The following is a 17,723-nucleotide window of genomic DNA, read 5'->3' on the forward strand; positions in this document are numbered from 1 at the left end:
GTACGATCGTGCTGTGCTACAATGCGCGCTTCGTTGTAAACCCACGGCACGGCCTTTCTTCCGTGACCGCCTGTCTAGTTTCTAAGGAAATCAACATGTCCGTAGCTGAAGTTACCAAGAAGTCCGACGTCGTCGCGCAATTCGCACGCGCTGCTAACGACACCGGCTCCCCTGAAGTTCAGGTCGCGCTGCTCACGACCCGTATCAACGAACTCACCGTTCACTTCAAGGCCCATTCGAAGGATCACCATAGCCGCCGCGGTCTGCTGCGCATGGTGAGCCGCCGTCGCAAGCTGCTCGACTACCTGAAGGGCAAGGACGCCGATCGTTACCGCACGCTGATCGAGAAGCTGGGTCTGCGTAAGTAATCGGATGGTCTTTCAGCAAGATGCCTGTGTCAGTTCCGCTGATACAGGCATTTTGTTTTTCAACGGTGCGCTTTAACTGAGGTGCATCGACAGGTTGTCCGCCATAGTTCGTCTCACAGATTGTCGCCGTCGCAGTTGTTGCGGTTCATGGCAGCACGGGACGAAACATCCGGCGGCACAACCAGAAACACGGCCGGGCTGCGGGGCAGAGCTTTGTGTCATTCCAGCGGTTCGCGTGTCGCGCGGTTCTCTGGAATGGCATAACACTCCTCTTCCCGCGTGGCTCCGGTCATGGCGTTGCCGCGCCGCTGCTAGTCCGCGCGGCATAACGAAGCGTAAAGGAGTGACTAATGTTCAATAAGATCGTCAAAGAGTTCAAGTGGGGACAACATAACGTTCGCCTGGAAACCGGTGAGATCGCCCGTCAGGCAAGCGGTGCCGTCCTCGTGGACATCGAAGATACGGTGGTGCTCGCCACGGTCGTCGGTGCCAAGACGGCGAAGCCGGGTCAGGATTTCTTCCCGCTGACCGTCGACTACCTCGAGAAAACCTATTCCGCAGGCAAGATCCCCGGTGGCTTCTTCCGCCGCGAAGGCCGTCCGTCGGAAGGCGAGACGCTGATCTCGCGCCTGATCGACCGTCCGCTGCGTCCGCTGTTCCCGGAAGGCTTCTACAACGAAGTCCAGGTCGTGATCCACGTGATGTCGATCAACCCGGACGTGCCGGCCGACATCCCCGCGCTGATCGGCGCATCGGCTGCACTGGCTATCTCCGGCCTGCCGTTCAACGGCCCGGTGGGCGCCGCACGCGTCGCCTACATCAATAACGAATACGTGCTGAACCCGACGCGTTCGCAGATCAAGGAATCGAGCCTCGACCTCGTGGTTGCCGGTACGGAACGCGCGGTGCTGATGGTCGAATCGGAAGCGCAACAGCTGTCGGAAGAAGTGATGCTCGGCGCCGTGGTGTTCGGCCACGACCAGATGCAGATCGCGATCGACGCGATCCATGAACTCGTGCGTGAAGGCGGCAAGCCTGAATGGGACTGGAAGCCGGCGCCGAAGAACGAAGCGCTGATCTCGCGCGTGACTGAAGTTGCTGAGGCCAATCTGCTCGCCGCCTATCAGGTCCGCGACAAGCAGGCCCGTTCGGCAAAGCTGAAGGAAATCTACGCCGCTACGTCGGCAACGCTCGAAGCAGACGCTGCTGCGGGCGGTACCGTCGCTGCCGACAAGGCAACCGTCGGCAACGTGCTGTTCGACATCGAAGCGAAGATCGTCCGTTCGCAGATCCTGAACGGCGAGCCGCGTATCGACGGCCGCGACACGCGCACGGTGCGCCCGATCGAAATCCGTACCGGCGTGCTGCCGCGTACCCACGGTTCGGCACTGTTCACGCGCGGCGAAACGCAGGCGCTCGTCGTCGCGACGCTCGGCACGAAGGGTGACGAGCAGATCATCGACGCACTCGAAGGCGAATACCGCGAGCGCTTCATGCTCCACTACAACATGCCTCCGTTCGCGACCGGCGAAACGGGTCGCGTCGGTTCGCCGAAGCGCCGTGAAATCGGTCACGGCCGTCTCGCGAAGCGCGCGCTCGTCGCGTGTCTGCCGAGCGCCGAAGAATTCGGCTACTCGATCCGTGTCGTGTCGGAAATCACGGAATCGAATGGTTCGTCGTCGATGGCTTCGGTGTGCGGCGGCTGCCTCGCACTGATGGACGCCGGCGTGCCGATGAAGGCGCACGTCGCGGGTATCGCGATGGGCCTGATTCTCGAAGGCAACAAGTTCGCGGTGCTGACCGACATCCTCGGCGACGAAGATCACCTCGGCGACATGGACTTCAAGGTAGCGGGCACGGAACAAGGCGTGACCGCGCTGCAGATGGACATCAAGATCCAGGGCATCACGAAGGAAATCATGCAGGTCGCGCTCGCGCAAGCGAAGGAAGGCCGCCTGCATATCCTCGGCAAGATGACCTCGGCTGTGTCGGGTGCGAATACCGAACTGTCCGACTACGCGCCGCGCATGATCACGATCAAGATCAATCCGGAAAAGATCCGCGACGTGATCGGCAAGGGTGGCTCGGTGATCCGCGCGCTGACCGAAGAAACCGGTACGACGATCGATATCTCCGATGACGGCATCGTCACCATCGCGAGCACGAGCAGCGAAGGCATGGCCGAAGCGAAGAAGCGCATCGAGAACATCACGATGGAAGTCGAAGTGGGCCAGGTGTACGAAGGTGCGGTCCTCAAGCTGCTCGACTTCGGTGCGATCGTCAACATCCTGCCGGGCAAGGACGGTCTGCTGCATATTTCCGAAATCGCCAACGAGCGCATCAAGGACATCAACGACTACCTGAAGGAAGGCCAGCAAGTGAAGGTCAAGGTCATCCAGACGGACGAGAAGGGTCGTGTGCGTCTGTCGGCCAAGGCTTTGTTGAACGAAGCGCCGTCGGGTGCGCCGCAGGGCGAGTCGACGCCGCAGCAATAACGCGGTATTGAAGCAACGGCCGGCAGCGTGAATGCGCGCCGGCCGTTTTTCATGCAGGGCGGATTGCAGTGCGAACCGGGTGCGCGACATCGCAGTGCGCGTTTCTGACACGGTTAGCAGCGCAATCCAGACCTTGGGAGTAGCGACAGATGAAAGCGATCGAGATCACCGAATTCGGTGCGCCAGAAGTCTTGAAGCTCGCCGAGCGGCCGATACCGGAGCCGAAGGCGGGCGAAGTGCTGATCAAGGTAGCGGCGTCGGGCATCAACCGGCCCGACGTGTTTCAACGCAAGGGCGCCTATGCGCCGCCGCCGGGCGCATCCGATCTGCCGGGGCTCGAGGTGGCGGGCGAGATCGTCGGTGGGACGCTCGACGCGAAGCACAACCCGTTTGGCCTGAAGCTCGGCGATCGCGTGTGTGCATTGCTTGCGGGCGGGGGCTATGCCGAATATGCGGTGGCGCCGCTTGCGCAGTGTCTGCCGGTGCCGCAAGGGCTGTCGGATGTCGAAGCGGCGTCGTTGCCGGAGACGTTCTTCACGGTGTGGAGCAATGTGTTCGACCGTGCGCAACTGGGCAACGGCGAGGGTGGTGCAAACGAGACGTTCCTGGTGCAGGGCGGTTCGAGCGGCATCGGCGTGACGGCGATCCAGATCGCGCATGCGCTTGGATTTCGCGTACTCGCCACAGCGGGTTCGGACGACAAATGCCGTGCATGCGAAGCACTCGGTGCCGAACGTGCGATCAACTACAAGACCGAAGACTTCGTCGAGGTCGTGAAGTCGCTGACCAACGACCGCGGTGTCGACGTCATTCTCGATATGGTGGCCGGCAGCTACGTACCGCGCGAACTGACGGCGCTTGCGGACGGTGGCCGGTTGGTGGTGATTGCGCTGCTCGGCGGTGCGAAGGCGGAGATCAATCTGAACGACGTGCTGCGCCGGCGCCTCACCATTACGGGTTCGACGCTGCGCCCGCGGCCAGTCGAATTCAAGGCGAAGATCGCGGCGCGGTTGAAAGAGCACGTATGGCCGCATCTGGAGAGCGGTCGCATCAAGCCGATCGTGTATCAGGTGTTTCCGGCGGTACAGGCAGCGGACGCTCACACACTGATGGAAAGCAGCACGCACGTGGGCAAGATCGTGCTGGACTGGCGTGCCGCGTAATAAGGTGCACATACATGATGCACGCGGTTTGACCCGATCCCGCCGCGCGCAGTAAAATTGCGCGTTTTGCGCGCCCGCTGTCACCGACCGAACGAGACGATGTCGAAACAACGAACCAAACTGGTAGTCGGTAACTGGAAGATGCATGGCCGGCTGGCCGACAACGCGGTGCTGCTCGAAGCGGTCGCGCAAGGTGTTCGCGGTCTGCAGGGCGCGGTGAAGGTCGGTGTGTGCGTGCCGCATCCGTATCTCGCGCAGACGCAGGCGCTGCTCGCGGGCAGTCCGGTGCAGTGGGGTTCGCAGGACGTATCGGCGCACGAGCAAGGCGCCTATACCGGCGAAGTCGCAGCGGACATGGTCGCGGAGTTCGCTGCGACGCTGGCCATCGTCGGGCATTCGGAACGGCGTGGCTATCATCACGAAAGCGCGGATGTCGTCGGGATCAAGGCGGAGCGGGCGCTGGCGGCAGGCCTTACGCCGATCGTCTGCGTCGGCGAAACGCTCGAGCAGCACGAAGCCGGTCTGGCGCAACAGGTAGTCGGCGGGCAGCTCGATGCAGTGCTCGCAAAACTGTCGCCGGCAGACGCGGCGCGGATCGTAGTCGCTTACGAGCCGGTCTGGGCGATCGGCACGGGCAAAAGTGCGACGGCGGCGCAGGCACAGGACGTTCACGCGTTCCTGCGTGCGCGTCTCGCACAGAAGGGCGCGGCGGTCGGCGCCGTGACGCTGCTGTATGGCGGCAGCGTGAAGCCGGAGAATGCGCAAGAATTGTTTGGTCAGCAGGATATCGATGGCGGCCTGATTGGCGGCGCATCGTTGAAGGCACAGGATTTCCTCGCAATCTGCAGTGCGGCGGCCGCGGCGCTTTGAGCGGGCGACGGGCAGGGCGAGGTGACTCATGACGGCGCGCGCACAGTGCGTCGCCCGATTAAATAAAGACTCAGGTGGGTGTGATGCTGTATTTGAAAACGTTGATTATCGTGGTTCAGTTGCTGTCGGCGCTGGGGGTCATCGGCCTCGTTTTGCTGCAGCACGGCAAGGGTGCCGACATGGGTGCGGCATTCGGTAGCGGTGCCTCGGGCAGCCTGTTCGGTGCGACCGGTTCGGCCAACTTTCTGTCGCGCACAACGGCGGTGCTGGCCGCTGTCTTCTTCGTGACGACACTGGCGCTCACGTACCTTGGCGCCTACAAATCGCGGCCTTCCGCAGGCGTGCTCGGCGAAGCCGTTACCGCTCCGGTGGCAGCTTCTGCAGCGTCTGTGCCGGCCGGTGTTTCGACGCCTGCCGCACCTGCTGCTGCATCGAAGCCGGGCCAGGACGTACCGAAATAAAATTTTCGAACGACGCGCTTTTGTGCGTTGAACAAACTGTTTAAACCAGTTACAATTCAAGTCTTGCAGCGATTCGCGGGTTTTATACGCAGTTTTCCCGGATTGCAGACAGTGCCGACGTGGTGAAATTGGTAGACACGCTATCTTGAGGGGGTAGTGGCGAAAGCTGTGCGAGTTCGAGTCTCGCCGTCGGCACCAATGTTATTCTTAATGCCAGCCGCTTGCTTCGCTACGGCTGGCATTTTTACTTCCGCTTCGCTGTTTACCGTGAGCTAACAGCGTCAAGCAGGCCGAAGTAATTTCGCGTCGGGTTGCTCGGCTCCTGGCGACACACAGAACCAACCGATTGAGGATAGTCTTGAACCTCGCAGCCTATTTCCCCGTTTTGTTGTTCCTCCTCGTGGGCACCGGTTTAGGCGTAGCACTGGTCGGCATTGGCAAGATCCTTGGTCCCAACAGGCCCGACACCGCGAAGAACGCACCGTACGAGTGCGGCTTCGAGGCATTTGAGGACGCACGCATGAAGTTCGACGTGCGCTACTACCTCGTGGCCATTCTCTTCATCATTTTCGATCTGGAAACGGCATTCCTGTTCCCGTGGGGCGTGGCCCTGCGCGACATCGGCTGGCCGGGCTTCATGGCTATGATGATTTTCCTGCTCGAATTCCTGCTGGGCTTCGCCTATATCTGGAAGAAGGGCGGTCTCGATTGGGAATGACGGGTTAAATGCCGGTTTGCATGGGCGGCCATGGCTAGCCGCCCGTCTGGAGTGGAAAGCAAATGAGTATCGAAGGGGTCTTGAAGGAAGGGTTTGTCACCACCACGGCTGACAAACTGATCAACTGGACGCGCACCGGCTCGCTGTGGCCGATGACGTTCGGTCTCGCGTGTTGCGCGGTCGAGATGATGCATGCGGGCGCGGCCCGCTACGACCTCGACCGTTTCGGCGTCGTGTTTCGTCCAAGTCCGCGGCAGTCGGACGTGATGATCGTCGCGGGCACGCTGTGCAACAAGATGGCGCCGGCTCTGCGCAAGGTCTACGACCAGATGGCCGAGCCGCGCTGGGTCATCTCGATGGGGTCGTGCGCGAATGGCGGCGGCTACTACCATTACTCGTACTCGGTGGTGCGCGGCTGCGACCGTATCGTACCGGTCGACGTCTACGTGCCGGGCTGTCCGCCCACGGCGGAGGCGCTGGTCTACGGTGTGATCCAGCTGCAGGCGAAGATCCGCCGCACCAACACCATCGCCCGACAATAAGGCCAGAGCCCCCCACAATATGGCAAGCAAACTCGAGACCCTGAAAGCGAACCTCGAGGCGGCGTTCGGCGGCCGTCTGGTGAGCGTCACCGAAGCGATCGGCGAACTGACGATCGTCGTCAAGGCAAGCGAATACCTCGATGTGGTGAAGCGTCTGCGCGACGATCCCACGCTGCGCTTCGAGCAGTTGATGGACCTGTGCGGCGTCGACTATCAGACCTATGGCGACGGCGCCTACGAAGGCCCGCGCTTTGCAGCCGTGCTGCATCTGCTGTCGGTGGCGAACAACTGGCGTCTGCGCGTGCGCGCGTTCGCACCGGACGACGAAGTGCCCATCCTGGCTTCAGTGGTCGACATCTGGAGTTCAGCCAACTGGTACGAGCGCGAAGCGTTCGACCTCTTCGGCATCGTCTTCGAAGGCCATCCTGACCTGCGCCGCATCCTGACCGACTACGGTTTCATCGGTCACCCGTTCCGCAAGGATTTCCCCGTTTCCGGCTACGTCGAAATGCGTTACGACCCGGAAGAGAAGCGCGTCGTCTATCAGCCGGTGACGATCGAGCCGCGGGAAATCACGCCGCGCGTGATCCGTGAGGATCACTATGGCGGTCTGAAACACTAAGAGAACGCCATGGCAGAGATCAAGAACTACACGCTCAACTTCGGCCCTCAGCACCCGGCAGCGCACGGTGTGCTGCGCCTCGTGCTCGAACTCGACGGCGAAGTGATCCAGCGCGCCGATCCGCACATCGGCCTGTTGCACCGCGCGACCGAAAAGCTCGCGGAAAGCAAAACCTTCATCCAGTCTGTGCCGTACATGGACCGTCTCGACTACGTGTCGATGATGGTCAACGAGCATGGCTACGTGATGGCCATCGAAAAGCTGCTCGGCATCGACGTGCCGGTCCGCGCGCAGTACATCCGCGTGATGTTCGACGAAGTGACGCGTGTGCTGAACCACCTGATGTGGATCGGCGCCCACGCGCTCGACGTCGGCGCAATGGCGGTGTTCCTCTACGCATTCCGCGAACGCGAAGACCTGATGGACGTGTACGAAGCGGTGTCCGGTGCCCGGATGCACGCGGCCTACTATCGTCCGGGCGGTGTCTATCGCGATCTGCCTGACGCAATGCCGCAATACAAAGCGTCGAAGATTCGCAATGCGAAGGCGCTGGCGCGGATGAACGAAACGCGCCAGGGTTCGTTGCTCGATTTCATCGAAGACTTCTTCAACCGTTTCCCGACCTGCGTCGACGAATACGAAACGCTCCTCACTGACAACCGGATCTGGAAGCAGCGGCTGGTCGGTATCGGTGTGGTGAGCCCGGAACGTGCGCTGCAACTCGGCATGACCGGTGCGATGCTGCGCGGCTCGGGTATCGAGTGGGATTTGCGCAAGAAGCAGCCGTACGAGGTTTACGACAAGCTCGACTTCGATATCCCGGTTGGCGTGAACGGCGATTGCTACGACCGCTATCTGGTGCGCGTCGAAGAAATGCGCCAGTCCACGCGGATCGTGAAACAGTGTATTGAGTGGCTGCGGAAGAATCCCGGCCCTGTGATGATCGACAATCACAAGGTTGCGCCGCCGTCGCGAGTGGGCATGAAGTCGAACATGGAAGATCTGATTCACCACTTCAAGCTGTTCACCGAAGGTTTCCACGTACCGGAAGGCGAAGCGTACGCGGCGGTCGAACACCCGAAGGGCGAGTTTGGCATCTACCTGATTTCGGATGGCGCGAACAAGCCGTATCGTCTGAAAATCCGCGCACCGGGCTACGCACATTTGTCGGCACTCGACGAAATGGCGCGCGGCCACATGATCGCCGACGCCGTGACGATCATCGGTACGCAGGACATCGTGTTTGGCGAAGTAGATCGCTAGGTTGGATCGTTAGGCGATCATCATCAAGGCGCGTGCCGCCGTAGCTTCAAGGCGCGCGTTCAGCAAAGGAACGCCGGGTCTGTCGCAACACGTGGTGCGCGGCAGGTTTTCGTTCGGTAGGAATTGAAAGAGTCGTGTCTGAAAATGATCTCAGCTGAAGGCCTGAAAGAAATCGATCGTGCGCTGACGAAGTATCCCGCCGATCAGAAACAGTCCGCCGTGATGTCGGCGCTTGCCGTCGCTCAGGAAGAGCACGGCTGGCTGTCGCCCGAACTGATGCAGTTCGTCGCAGACTATCTCGGCATGCCGGCGGTCGCCGTGCAGGAGGTCGCGACCTTCTACACGATGTACGAGACCTCGCCGGTCGGTCGCTACAAGATCACGCTCTGCACCAACCTGCCGTGCCAGCTCGGCCCGGACGGCGGCTCCGAGAACGCCGCCAGCTATCTGAAACAGAAGCTCGGCATCGACTTCGGCGAAACCACCGCCGACGGCAAGTTCACGCTGAAAGAAGGCGAGTGCATGGGGTCGTGCGGCGACGCGCCGGTGATGCTGGTGAACAACCACCGCATGTGCAGCTTCATGAGCCGCGCGAAGATCGACCAGTTGCTCGAGGAACTTTCGAAATGACGTCTTTACACGATCGTCACATCAAACCGCTGATTCTCGCCAACCTGACCGGCGACAACTGGCATCTCGAAGACTACGTCGCGCGCGGTGGCTACAAGCAGCTGCGCCGTATCCTCGAAGAAAAAATTCCGCCCGAGCAGGTGATCGCCGACGTCAAGGCATCGGGTCTGCGTGGCCGTGGCGGTGCGGGCTTCCCGACCGGCCTGAAGTGGAGCTTCATGCCGCGCCAGTTTCCGGGGCAGAAGTACCTCGTCTGCAATTCGGACGAAGGCGAACCGGGCACGTTCAAGGACCGCGACATCTTGCGCTGGAATCCGCATTCGCTGATCGAAGGTATGGCGATCGGTGCGTACGCGATGGGCATCACGGTCGGCTACAACTACATCCACGGCGAGATCTGGGAAACCTACAAGCGCTTTGAAGAAGCGCTCGACGAAGCGCGCCGCGCGGGTTTCCTCGGCGACAACATCATGGGTTCGGGCTTCAAGTTCGAACTGCATGCGCATCACGGCTACGGCGCCTACATCTGCGGCGAAGAAACCGCGCTGCTCGAATCGCTCGAAGGCAAGAAGGGCCAGCCGCGCTTCAAACCGCCGTTCCCGGCGAGCTTCGGCGTGTACGGCAAGCCGACCACGATCAACAACACCGAAACTTTCGCTGCTGTGCCGTTCCTGCTCGAGATCGGCCCGCAGGCATATCTCGAACTCGGCAAGCCGAATAACGGCGGCACGAAGATCTTCTCGATCTCCGGCGACATCGAACGGCCGGGCAATTACGAGGTGCCGCTCGGCACGCCGTTCGCCACGCTGATGGAACTGGCCGGCGGCATGCGCGGCGGCCGCAAGATCAAGGCAGTGATTCCTGGCGGTTCGTCGGCACCGGTCATTCCGGGCGACGTCATGATGCAGACCGACCTCGACTACGACGCCATCGCAAAGGCCGGCTCGATGCTCGGTTCCGGCGCGGTGATCGTGATGGACGAGACGCGCTGCATGGTGCGCTCGCTGCTGCGTCTGTCGTACTTCTACTATGAAGAATCGTGTGGTCAGTGCACGCCGTGCCGCGAAGGCACGGGCTGGCTGTATCGCGTCGTGCATCGCATCGAACACGGCCTTGGTCGCAAGGAAGATCTCGACCTGCTGAACTCGGTGGCCGAAAACATCATGGGCCGCACCATCTGCGCGCTCGGCGATGCGGCGGCGATGCCGGTGCGCGGCATGCTGAAGCACTACTGGGACGAATTCGAATATCACGTTGCCAACAAGCGTTGCCTCGTCGGCGGTCATGCCGGGGCAGCAGCGGCACCGGAAACGGTCGCTGCTTGAGCGGCATCACGGCAACCGCGCGCAGGCCGGCATCAGGCTGGCCCGCAAGCGAACGATTGAGCGGTATCAGGTTAAGGAAGATTGACCATCATGGTTGAACTTGAAATAGACGGCAAGAAGGTCGAGGTGGCCGAAGGCAGCATGGTGATCCAGGCTGCGCATAAGGTCGACACCTACATTCCTCACTTCTGCTATCACAAGAAGCTGTCGATCGCGGCCAACTGCCGTATGTGCCTCGTCGAAGTCGAGAAGATGCCGAAGGCGGTGCCCGCGTGTGCCACGCCGGTGTCGGCGGGCATGATCGTGCGTACGAAGTCCGACAAGGCGGTGAAGGCCCAGCAGTCCGTGATGGAATTTCTGCTGATCAACCACCCGCTCGACTGCCCGATCTGCGATCAGGGCGGCGAATGCCAACTGCAGGATCTGGCGGTCGGTTATGGCAAGTCGTCGTCGCGCTACAGCGAAGAGAAGCGCGTCGTGTTCCACAAGAACGTCGGCCCGCTGATCTCGATGGAAGAGATGACGCGCTGCATCCACTGCACGCGCTGCGTGCGCTTCGGCCAGGAAGTGGCCGGTGTGATGGAGCTCGGCATGCTGGGTCGCGGCGAGCATTCGGAAATCACCTCGTTCGTCGGCAAGACGGTCGACTCCGAACTGTCGGGCAACATGATCGACCTGTGCCCGGTCGGCGCGCTTACGAGCAAGCCGTTCCGCTACAGCGCCCGTACGTGGGAACTGTCGCGTCGCAAGTCGGTGAGCCCGCACGATTCCGTCGGCGCAAACCTCGTCGTCCAGGTCAAGAACAACCGCGTAATGCGCGTGCTGCCGTTCGAGAACGAAGCCATCAACGAATGCTGGATCTCGGACAAGGACCGCTTCTCGTACGAAGGGTTGAACAGCCCCGAGCGTCTGACGCAACCGATGTTGAAGCAGGGCGGCAAGTGGGTCGAAACCGACTGGCAGACCGCGCTCGAATACGTCGCGAAGGGATTGAACGGCATCAAGGGCGACCACGGCGCGAACGCGCTTGCTGCGCTCGCCAGCCCGCACAGCACCGTCGAAGAACTGTTCCTGCTGAAGCAACTCGCGCAGGCAGTCGGCACGCCGAACATCGATTTCCGTCTGCGTCAGTCGGACTTCTCGGCAGCGGCGGCTGGTACGCCGTGGCTCGGCACGAAGATCGCCGAACTGTCGAACGTCGATGCCGTGCTCGTGATCGGTTCGTTCCTGCGCCGCGATCATCCGCTGCTCGCTGCGCGTCTGCGCCAGGCGGCGAAGTCGGGCGCGAAGCTGACGCTGCTGCAGGCCACGAACGACGACGCACTGATTCCGCAAGCGCAGCGTATCGCTGCAGCGCCCTCAGCATGGCTCAACGAACTCGCGGGCATCGCTGCCGCCGTGTCGGAAGCGCGCAGCGTCGCGTTGCCCGAAGCGTTTGCCGGCGTGCAGGCGAGCGTCGCCGCGAAGCAGGTCGCTGCGTCGCTGGCTAGCGCTAGCGGTGAGCATCGCTTCGTGCTGCTCGGTAACAGTGCAGTCCAGCATCCGGAATTCGCTCGCATCCACGCCGCTGCGCAGTGGATTGCAGAGCAGACCGGCGCGACGCTCGGCTTCCTGCCCGAAGCCGCGAACACGGTCGGCGCACATCTGGTCAACGCATTGCCGGGCGCAGGCGGCCTGAACGCACGCGAAGCGTTCGAGCAGCCGCGCAAGGGCTATCTGCTGCTGAACCTCGAACCCGAATTCGATACGGCGAACCCGGCTCAAGCGCTTGCCGCGCTGAACCAGGCCGAAATGGTCGTGGTGATGTCGCCGTTCCAGACGGGCGCCGATTACGCTGACGTACTGCTGCCGGTTGCGCCGTTCACGGAAACCTCCGGTACGTTCGTCAACGCGGAAGGTTCGGTACAGACCTTCAACGGCGTCGTGCGCCCGCTCGGCGAAACGCGTCCGGCGTGGAAGGTGCTGCGCGTGCTGGGCAATCTGCTCGGTGCGTCGGGCTTCGACTTCGATACCGCGGAAGAAGTACGTGCAGCGGCACTCGACGGCGACTTCACGGCGCGTCTGTCGAACCGCACGGACGCCGCGCTCGCACGTGGCATCGCAGCCGCAAACGGCGCGTTCGAGCGCATCGCCGATGTACCGATCTACCACGCGGATGCACTCGTGCGTCGCGCCGAGTCGCTGCATCTGACCGCCGCGGCACGCGCCGCGAACACGGTCGGCCTGCCGGCGGCGCTGTTCGACAAGCTGGGTTTGAAGGATGGCGACGCAGTGCGCGTTCGTCAGGGTGAGCGCTCGGTGCAGTTGCCGGCCGTGCGCGATGCGAATCTTGCGGAGACGGTCGTCCGCGTATCGGCGGCTACGCCTGCCGGTGCAGCGCTGGGCAGCCTGTTCGGTGAACTGGTGGTGGAGAAGGCGTAAATGAGCTTGTTCGATACGATCAACTCGGGCGGCACCCAGCTTCTCGGCGTGGCATGGCCCACGGTGTGGGCACTGGTCCGCATCCTCGTGGTGTCCGTCGTGATCCTGCTGTGCGTGGCGTACCTGATTCTCTGGGAGCGCAAGCTGATCGGCTGGATGCACGTGCGGCTCGGCCCGAATCGCGTGGGCCCCGCTGGTTTGCTGCAGCCGATCGCCGACGTGCTGAAGCTACTGCTGAAAGAAGTCATTCAGCCGACCCAGGCAAGCCGCTGGATCTACCTGATCGCGCCGATCATGGTGGTGGTGCCGGCGTTCGCGGTGTGGGCGGTGATTCCGTTCCAGGCGGGCGCGGTGCTCGGCAACATCAACGCCGGTCTGCTGTACGCGATGGCGATTTCGTCGGTCGGGGTGTACGGCGTGATTCTCGCCGGCTGGGCGTCGAACTCGAAGTACGCGTTCCTCGGCGCGATGCGCGCGGCGGCCCAGATGGTGTCGTACGAAATCTCGATGGGCTTCGCGCTCGTCGTCGTGCTGATGACCGCCGGTACGCTGAATCTGTCGGACATCGTCGGTTCCCAGGAACGTGGCTTCTTCGCGGCGCACGGCGTGAACTTCCTGTCGTGGAACTGGCTGCCGCTGCTGCCGATGTTCGTCGTCTATTTCGTCTCAGGCATTGCCGAAACGAACCGCCACCCGTTCGACGTGGTGGAAGGGGAGTCGGAAATCGTCGCCGGTCACATGATCGATTACTCGGGGATGGCGTTCGCGCTGTTCTTCCTCGCCGAGTACATCAACATGATCGTGATTTCGGCGCTCGCTGCGACGCTGTTCCTTGGTGGCTGGAGCGCGCCGTTCGGGTTCCTGTCCTTCGTTCCGGGCATCGTCTGGCTCGTTGCGAAGATTTTCTTCCTGTTGTCGGTGTTCATCTGGGTGCGTGCAACGTTCCCGCGCTATCGCTATGACCAGATCATGCGTCTCGGCTGGAAGATTTTCATTCCGGTGTGCGTGGTGTGGCTGGTGGTGGTCGGCTTCTGGATCATGTCGCCGTGGAACATCTGGAAATAATGGACGGATCCCGCAATGAGTAACCCAATCCAGAACTTCTTTAAGACATTCTTCCTGACCGAGCTGTTGCAGGGTCTCGCGCTGACCGGACGTTATACGTTCAAGCGCAAGGTGACCGTGCAGTTCCCGGAAGAGAAAACGCCGATTTCGCCGCGCTTTCGTGGTCTGCATGCACTGCGCCGCTATGAGAACGGCGAAGAGCGCTGCATCGCCTGCAAGCTGTGCGAAGCGGTGTGCCCGGCACTCGCCATCACGATCGAATCGGAAACGCGCGCGGACAACACGCGCCGCACGACGCGTTACGACATCGATCTGACCAAATGCATTTTCTGTGGTTTCTGCGAAGAAAGCTGCCCCGTCGATTCGATCGTCGAGACGCACATTCTCGAATATCACGGCGAAAAGCGCGGCGATCTGTATTTCACGAAGGACATGCTGCTGGCCGTCGGCGACCGCTACGAAGCGGAAATCGCGGCGAACAAGGAAGCCGACGCAAAGTACCGCTGATGCACGCTATACCGGCCCGCAGCTGGGTCGGTGCCGCGGCTTGCCGCCGCGGCACGGCGCGCTTGTGCCCAACGCTTGTGCCCAGGAAGGCGCGCGCTGCAGGGCGCAACGCCCACGAACAACGCCTGACGATGGCCTAACGATGAACCGGTAATCATGGAATTCACGACCGTACTGTTCTACATCTTCGCGCTGCTACTGACTGTGTCAGGGCTGAAGGTGATCACTTCGCGCAACCCGGTGGCTGCCGCACTGTTCCTCGTGCTCGCGTTTTTCAACGCGGCCGCGATCTGGATGCTGCTGGAGGCGGAATTCCTCGCCATCCTGCTGGTGCTCGTCTACGTCGGCGCGGTGATGGTGCTGTTCCTGTTCGTCGTGATGATGCTGGACATCAACCTCGACGTGCTGCGACGTGACTTCAAACGCTTCGTGCCGACGGCGACGGTGGTCGGCGCGATCATCGTGGTCGAAACCGCGCTGATCCTGCTGCACGGCTACGGCAACACGCTGACGCCGGTGCGCGACGTATCGGCGGGTGTTGCCGGTGCGACGGCCGACTGGTCGAACACGCGCCTGATCGGCAAGCTGATCTACACCGACTACATCTTCGCGTTCGAAATTGCCGGTCTCGTGCTGCTCGTCGCGATCATCGCGGCCGTCTCGCTGACGACGCGCCACGCGAAGGACAGCAAGCGCCAGAAGATTTCCGACCAGGTCAAGGTACGCAGTCAGGACCGCGTGCGGATCGTGAAGATGGCATCCGAAAAGAGCGAGCCGGAAGCTGCACCAGCCCCGGCTGCGGATGCGGCCCCCGGCGCGGCTCCGGCCAGCAAAGCCTGAGCGCACAGGAGAAAAACATGTTGACCCTTGCCCATTACCTCGTCCTCGGCGCGATCCTGTTTGCGATCAGCATCGTCGGCATCTTTCTGAACCGCCGCAACGTGATCATCATCCTGATGGCGATCGAACTGATGCTGCTGGCGGTGAACACCAATTTCGTCGCGTTCTCGCATTACCTCGGCGACCTGCACGGCCAGATCTTCGTGTTCTTCGTGCTGACCGTCGCCGCCGCTGAAGCGGCGATTGGCCTCGCCATTCTGGTGACCCTGTTCCGCAGCCTCGACACGATCAACGTCGAGGATCTCGATCAGCTCAAAGGTTAAATTCAGGCAAAGCTGTTATGTCAACGACACTCAACGAAAACCTGCTGCTCGCGATACCGCTGGCACCGCTGGCCGGCTCGCTGATTGCGGGGCTGTTCGGGAACGCAGTGGGGCGCAAGGGCGCTCACTCGGTCACCATACTCGGCGTCGCGATCTCCTTCATCCTGTCGGCGATGGTGCTGCTCGACGTCATGAACGGCGCGAGCTTCAACGCGACCGTCTACGAATGGATGTCGGTCGGCAAGCTGAAGTTCGAAGTCGGCTTCCTCGTCGACTCGCTGACCGCGATGATGATGTGCGTGGTGACCTTCGTGTCGCTGATGGTGCACATCTATACGATCGGCTACATGGCCGACGAACCGATCGGCTACCAGCGCTTCTTCTCGTACATCTCGCTGTTCACGTTCTCGATGCTGATGCTCGTGATGAGCAACAACTTCCTGCAGCTGTTCTTCGGCTGGGAAGCGGTGGGCCTCGTGTCGTACCTGCTGATCGGCTTCTACTACACGCGTGAAAGCGCGATCTACGCGAACATGAAGGCGTTCGTCGTGAACCGCGTCGGCGACTTCGGTTTTCTGCTCGGAATCGGCTTGCTGCTCGCGTTTGCCGGTTCGATGAACTACGGCGACGTGTTCGCGAAGAGCCACGAACTCGCGGCGCTGAATTTCCCGGGCACGAGCTGGGGCCTGCTGACGGTTGCCTGTATTTGCCTCTTCATCGGCGCGATGGGTAAGTCGGCGCAGTTCCCGCTGCACGTGTGGCTGCCCGATTCGATGGAAGGCCCGACGCCGATCTCCGCGCTGATTCACGCGGCAACGATGGTGACTGCCGGTATCTTCATGGTGACGCGTATGTCGCCGCTGTTCGAGCTGTCGGATAGCGCACTGTCGTTCATCACGGTGATCGGCGCGATTACCGCGCTCTTCATGGGCTTTCTCGGCATCGTGCAGAACGACATCAAGCGTGTCGTCGCGTATTCGACGCTGTCGCAGCTCGGCTACATGACGGTCGCACTCGGCGTGTCCGCGTACCCGGTCGCCGTGTTCCACCTTACTACGCACGCGTTCTTCAAGGCGTTGCTGTTCCTTGGCGCAGGCTCGGTGATCATCGGCATGCACCACGACCAGGACATGCGCAACATGGGCGGCCTGCGCAAGTACATGCCGATCACGTGGATCACGTCGCTGATCGGTTCGCTTGCGCTGATCGGTACGCCGTTCTTCTCGGGCTTCTACTCGAAAGACTCGATCATCGATGCGGTGAAGCTCTCGCATCTGCCGGGTTCGGGCTTCGCGTACTTCGCGGTGGTGGCGAGCGTGTTCGTCACGGCGCTGTACTCGTTCCGTATGTACTTCCTCGTGTTCCACGGCGAAGAGCGTTTCCGCAAGCCGAAGCACCCTGAGTCGCCGATGGGCATCGCAGCGGCTGCTGCCGCGCACGACCACGACCACGGTCATGACGATCACGGTCATGGCCATGGGCACGACGATCACGGCCACGCGCACGAACCGCACGAGACGCCGTGGGTGGTATGGCTGCCGCTGGTGCTGCTGGCCATTCCGTCGGTGATCATCGGTGCGCTTGCCATTGGCCCGATGCTGTACGGCGACTTCTTCTCGCACGGCGTTGTGTTCGACAAGGTGATCTTCGTCGGCGAGAACCACCCGGCGCTGCGCGAAATGGCCGAGGAATTCCACGGTTGGGCCGAGATGGGCGTGCATTCGGTGCAGGGGCTGCCGGTCTGGCTGGCGCTTGCCGGTGTGGTCGTGGCGTGGTTCCTGTACCTGAAGCGTCCCGATCTGCCGGCTGTCGTCAAGCGCGCGTTCGGTCCGATCTACACGCTGCTCGACAACAAGTACTACATGGACAAGATCAACGAAATCGTCTTCGCCAAGGGAGCGGTCGCGATCGGCCGTGGCCTCTGGAAAGAGGGCGACGTCGTGGTCATCGACGGTCTCGTCAACGGAAGCGCGCGCTTCGTCGGGTGGTTTGCCGGCGTGATCCGCTTCCTCCAATCCGGTTACATCTACCACTACGCGTTTGCCATGATCATCGGTATGCTGGGGCTCCTGACCCTGTTTGTAACGCTCGGCGGCAAATAAGGCGAGGG

General features: G+C 61.7%; 17 protein-coding genes and 1 tRNA gene. All 18 read left to right on the forward strand.

Annotated elements, in window-relative coordinates:
* Positions 1–95 precede the first annotated feature (95 nt).
* The 18 genes from rpsO (at position 96) to nuoL (ending at position 17,715) form a co-directional block, all read left to right on the forward strand.
* Entirely contained in the window at positions 96–368 is a 273-nt protein-coding gene (gene rpsO, locus M0D65_RS28785) for a 30S ribosomal protein S15 (RefSeq protein ID WP_091018322.1), read from the forward strand.
* Positions 369–718: 350 nt separating this feature from the next.
* The gene (gene pnp / locus M0D65_RS28790; RefSeq protein WP_096719819.1) at positions 719–2,863 is read left to right on the forward strand and encodes a polyribonucleotide nucleotidyltransferase; all 2,145 of its coding nucleotides are present in this window, start codon (positions 719–721) and stop codon (positions 2,861–2,863) included.
* A gap of 149 nt (positions 2,864–3,012) precedes the next feature.
* Positions 3,013–4,026 carry an NAD(P)H-quinone oxidoreductase gene (locus M0D65_RS28795; RefSeq protein ID WP_266255583.1) on the forward strand — a complete coding sequence of 338 codons (1,014 nt, stop codon included), beginning with the start codon at positions 3,013–3,015 and terminating at the stop codon, positions 4,024–4,026.
* A 99-nt stretch (positions 4,027–4,125) separates the two neighbouring features.
* Entirely contained in the window at positions 4,126–4,896 is a 771-nt protein-coding gene (gene tpiA / locus M0D65_RS28800) for a triose-phosphate isomerase (protein WP_091018316.1), read from the forward strand.
* Between the two features lie 83 nt (positions 4,897–4,979).
* Entirely contained in the window at positions 4,980–5,357 is a 378-nt protein-coding gene (gene secG, locus M0D65_RS28805; RefSeq protein ID WP_091018313.1) for a preprotein translocase subunit SecG, read from the forward strand.
* 113 nt (positions 5,358–5,470) lie between these two features.
* Positions 5,471–5,555: transfer RNA gene (locus M0D65_RS28810), tRNA-Leu, on the forward strand.
* Between the two features lie 160 nt (positions 5,556–5,715).
* Positions 5,716–6,075 (forward strand): NADH-quinone oxidoreductase subunit A, encoded by a 360-nt coding sequence (locus tag M0D65_RS28815; protein ID WP_091018311.1) that lies wholly within the window; start codon positions 5,716–5,718, stop codon positions 6,073–6,075.
* A gap of 62 nt (positions 6,076–6,137) precedes the next feature.
* Positions 6,138–6,617, forward strand: coding sequence for an NADH-quinone oxidoreductase subunit B family protein (locus tag M0D65_RS28820; RefSeq protein ID WP_006052903.1), 480 nt, complete (start codon positions 6,138–6,140; stop codon positions 6,615–6,617).
* Positions 6,618–6,636: 19 nt separating this feature from the next.
* Complete coding sequence (locus M0D65_RS28825) at positions 6,637–7,239, forward strand: NADH-quinone oxidoreductase subunit C (protein WP_091018308.1); 603 nt, start codon at positions 6,637–6,639, stop codon at positions 7,237–7,239.
* A 9-nt stretch (positions 7,240–7,248) separates the two neighbouring features.
* Entirely contained in the window at positions 7,249–8,502 is a 1,254-nt protein-coding gene (locus M0D65_RS28830; RefSeq protein ID WP_266255584.1) for an NADH-quinone oxidoreductase subunit D, read from the forward strand.
* Positions 8,503–8,646: 144 nt separating this feature from the next.
* Positions 8,647–9,132, forward strand: a complete 486-nt coding sequence (gene nuoE / locus M0D65_RS28835; RefSeq protein WP_091018304.1) for an NADH-quinone oxidoreductase subunit NuoE — start codon at positions 8,647–8,649, stop codon at positions 9,130–9,132.
* Entirely contained in the window at positions 9,129–10,457 is a 1,329-nt protein-coding gene (gene nuoF / locus M0D65_RS28840) for an NADH-quinone oxidoreductase subunit NuoF (protein ID WP_266255585.1), read from the forward strand. Before nuoE ends, nuoF begins: the two co-directional genes overlap by 4 nt.
* Positions 10,458–10,547: 90 nt before the next feature.
* Positions 10,548–12,878 carry an NADH-quinone oxidoreductase subunit NuoG gene (gene nuoG / locus M0D65_RS28845; protein WP_266255586.1) on the forward strand — a complete coding sequence of 777 codons (2,331 nt, stop codon included), beginning with the start codon at positions 10,548–10,550 and terminating at the stop codon, positions 12,876–12,878.
* Positions 12,879–13,943: an NADH-quinone oxidoreductase subunit NuoH gene (nuoH, locus tag M0D65_RS28850; protein WP_096719807.1), complete on the forward strand. Its 1,065-nt coding sequence runs from the start codon at positions 12,879–12,881 to the stop codon at positions 13,941–13,943. It begins immediately after the preceding gene.
* A 15-nt stretch (positions 13,944–13,958) separates the two neighbouring features.
* A complete protein-coding gene (gene nuoI, locus M0D65_RS28855) occupies positions 13,959–14,450 on the forward strand; it encodes an NADH-quinone oxidoreductase subunit NuoI (RefSeq protein WP_091018297.1) in 492 nt (163 codons plus the stop codon).
* A 156-nt stretch (positions 14,451–14,606) separates the two neighbouring features.
* The gene (locus M0D65_RS28860) at positions 14,607–15,290 is read left to right on the forward strand and encodes an NADH-quinone oxidoreductase subunit J (protein WP_266255588.1); all 684 of its coding nucleotides are present in this window, start codon (positions 14,607–14,609) and stop codon (positions 15,288–15,290) included.
* A gap of 17 nt (positions 15,291–15,307) precedes the next feature.
* Complete coding sequence (gene nuoK / locus M0D65_RS28865) at positions 15,308–15,613, forward strand: NADH-quinone oxidoreductase subunit NuoK (protein ID WP_091018293.1); 306 nt, start codon at positions 15,308–15,310, stop codon at positions 15,611–15,613.
* 17 nt (positions 15,614–15,630) lie between these two features.
* Positions 15,631–17,715 (forward strand): NADH-quinone oxidoreductase subunit L, encoded by a 2,085-nt coding sequence (gene nuoL / locus M0D65_RS28870; protein ID WP_266255589.1) that lies wholly within the window; start codon positions 15,631–15,633, stop codon positions 17,713–17,715.
* Positions 17,716–17,723: the final 8 nt, after the last annotated feature.

Source organism: Paraburkholderia sp. CHISQ3 (genome assembly GCF_030464945.1).
GTDB lineage: Bacteria > Pseudomonadota > Gammaproteobacteria > Burkholderiales > Burkholderiaceae > Paraburkholderia > Paraburkholderia megapolitana.

Bases quoted from the DNA above. Each gene is read 5' to 3' on its own strand.
- rpsO (WP_091018322.1), top strand. From the start codon at position 96: ATGTCCGTAGCTGAAGTTACCAAGAAGTCCGACGTCGTCGCGCAATTC.
- pnp (WP_096719819.1), top strand. From the start codon at position 719: ATGTTCAATAAGATCGTCAAAGAGTTCAAGTGGGGACAACATAACGTT.
- M0D65_RS28795 (WP_266255583.1), top strand. From the start codon at position 3,013: ATGAAAGCGATCGAGATCACCGAATTCGGTGCGCCAGAAGTCTTGAAG.
- tpiA (WP_091018316.1), top strand. From the start codon at position 4,126: ATGTCGAAACAACGAACCAAACTGGTAGTCGGTAACTGGAAGATGCAT.
- secG (WP_091018313.1), top strand. From the start codon at position 4,980: ATGCTGTATTTGAAAACGTTGATTATCGTGGTTCAGTTGCTGTCGGCG.
- M0D65_RS28820 (WP_006052903.1), top strand. From the start codon at position 6,138: ATGAGTATCGAAGGGGTCTTGAAGGAAGGGTTTGTCACCACCACGGCT.
- M0D65_RS28825 (WP_091018308.1), top strand. From the start codon at position 6,637: ATGGCAAGCAAACTCGAGACCCTGAAAGCGAACCTCGAGGCGGCGTTC.
- M0D65_RS28830 (WP_266255584.1), top strand. From the start codon at position 7,249: ATGGCAGAGATCAAGAACTACACGCTCAACTTCGGCCCTCAGCACCCG.
- nuoE (WP_091018304.1), top strand. From the start codon at position 8,647: ATGATCTCAGCTGAAGGCCTGAAAGAAATCGATCGTGCGCTGACGAAG.
- nuoF (WP_266255585.1), top strand. From the start codon at position 9,129: ATGACGTCTTTACACGATCGTCACATCAAACCGCTGATTCTCGCCAAC.
- nuoG (WP_266255586.1), top strand. From the start codon at position 10,548: ATGGTTGAACTTGAAATAGACGGCAAGAAGGTCGAGGTGGCCGAAGGC.
- nuoH (WP_096719807.1), top strand. From the start codon at position 12,879: ATGAGCTTGTTCGATACGATCAACTCGGGCGGCACCCAGCTTCTCGGC.
- nuoI (WP_091018297.1), top strand. From the start codon at position 13,959: ATGAGTAACCCAATCCAGAACTTCTTTAAGACATTCTTCCTGACCGAG.
- M0D65_RS28860 (WP_266255588.1), top strand. From the start codon at position 14,607: ATGGAATTCACGACCGTACTGTTCTACATCTTCGCGCTGCTACTGACT.
- nuoK (WP_091018293.1), top strand. From the start codon at position 15,308: ATGTTGACCCTTGCCCATTACCTCGTCCTCGGCGCGATCCTGTTTGCG.
- nuoL (WP_266255589.1), top strand. From the start codon at position 15,631: ATGTCAACGACACTCAACGAAAACCTGCTGCTCGCGATACCGCTGGCA.